The organism is Bhargavaea cecembensis DSE10, from assembly GCF_000348905.1.
GTDB classification, from domain to species: Bacteria; Bacillota; Bacilli; order Bacillales_A; family Planococcaceae; genus Bhargavaea; species Bhargavaea cecembensis.
On sequence record NZ_AOFT01000035.1, the window covers coordinates 1 to 1,407 of the forward strand.

Here is a 1,407-nt window from a genome sequence, read left to right on the forward strand (position 1 = left end):
GGACTTATGTCAAGAAAACGGACACGTAATTCTTAGGTAGATAGGAGGTCTAAACCCCTACCGCGCTTCGCTTGGTGCGGCAGTGTGGTTGAATGATTCCATTTGGAATTATTCAACCACACTGCCCTGTTGAGGATAACTTGAATGCTTAAGCAGGCAGGTCTTCCCAGATTTTCTGCAACTCAAATTCCACCGGGGAAAGATAGCCCAGCGAAGAATGAATCCGTACCGTGTTATAGAAATTATCGATGTAATTACGGACTGCTCTTTCCGCTTCTTCCCGGGTCACTCTGCCCAGACGGTAGATCAATTCTTTCTTTAAAGTAGCGTGGAAGGACTCGATGCAGGCGTTGTCCCAAGGGTCGCCTTTCCGGCTCATACTGATGACGGCTCCATTGTCTGTCAGCTTCTTGGTATATACTTTCGAACAATATTGGCTGCCTCGGTCCGAATGATGGATCAACCTTTCTTCTGGCTGACGAATGGCCAATGCCTTTCTGAGGGCCGAGAGCGGAAGCTCTGTCTCCATCGTGTCCCCGAGGGTGTAGGCAATGATCTTCCGTGAACACAGGTCCATGATGCTGGCCAGATAAGACCAGCCGCCCATATGCCGGATATAGGTGATATCCGCTACCCAGACCTTGTTCAGTTCCACCGCCTTGAAGTCTCTTGCCACCACATTTGGATAGACAGGCTGACTATGATTCGAGTCTGTTGTTGCCGCTTTGCGTTTCGGAGGCTGGGCCGTAAGAGTGAGTTCTGTCATCCGGATGGCCACCGTCTTCTGACATACCTCAAAGCCCCGTCGTATCAGTTCCTTATGTATCCGGGGACTGCCGTACGTCCCGTAGCTCCCGTGGAAGATCTCTAGGATCGCCTGGTTCAGCTTTTCGCGCTCCTCCTGCCGTTCCATCCACTCAACCGTCATCGGCCGTTTAAGCCAGTCATAGTAGCCGGATTTTGAAGCAACCAGTACTTGGCACATCTTCACCACGTTAAATACATGTTGATTTTCGAATATGAATCGGTATTTTACGCCTGGCTTCTCGTGAAAACATGCATAGCCTTTTTTAGAATTTCGTTCTCTTCTTCCTTGTCCGCAAGATTCTTGCGAAGTTCACGAATCTCTGCCTGAAGTTCTGATGTGGTAACGAGAAGCCCCTCCTCTTCCACTTCTTGTTCCATTTTTTCTTTGTATGCATCTACCCAACGGGTAATTGAAGATACGGACACCCCTGTTTCATATGCTAACTGTGATTTCTTTCTTCCTTCCTCAAGGACCAGTTTGCACACGTACTCTTTAAGCTCTGGCTTATATACCTTTCCCATTACGGACACGTCCCTTTTTATTGTTATGAGAAGCTTATCAAATGACAGGTTCCGTGTCCGTTTTTAATACTAACCCCA

General features: G+C 48.1%; 2 protein-coding genes. Both read right to left on the minus strand.

Annotated features, from left to right (window positions below; all coding sequences use genetic code 11):
• Positions 1-148: 148 nt before the first annotated feature.
• On the minus strand, positions 149-1,021 hold the full coding sequence (locus C772_RS15885; protein WP_035002756.1) for an IS3 family transposase: 873 nt from the start codon (positions 1,019-1,021) through the stop codon (positions 149-151).
• Between the two features lie 11 nt (positions 1,022-1,032).
• The gene (locus C772_RS15890) at positions 1,033-1,329 is read right to left on the minus strand and encodes a transposase (protein WP_008301637.1); all 297 of its coding nucleotides are present in this window, start codon (positions 1,327-1,329) and stop codon (positions 1,033-1,035) included.
• Positions 1,330-1,407 lie beyond the last annotated feature (78 nt).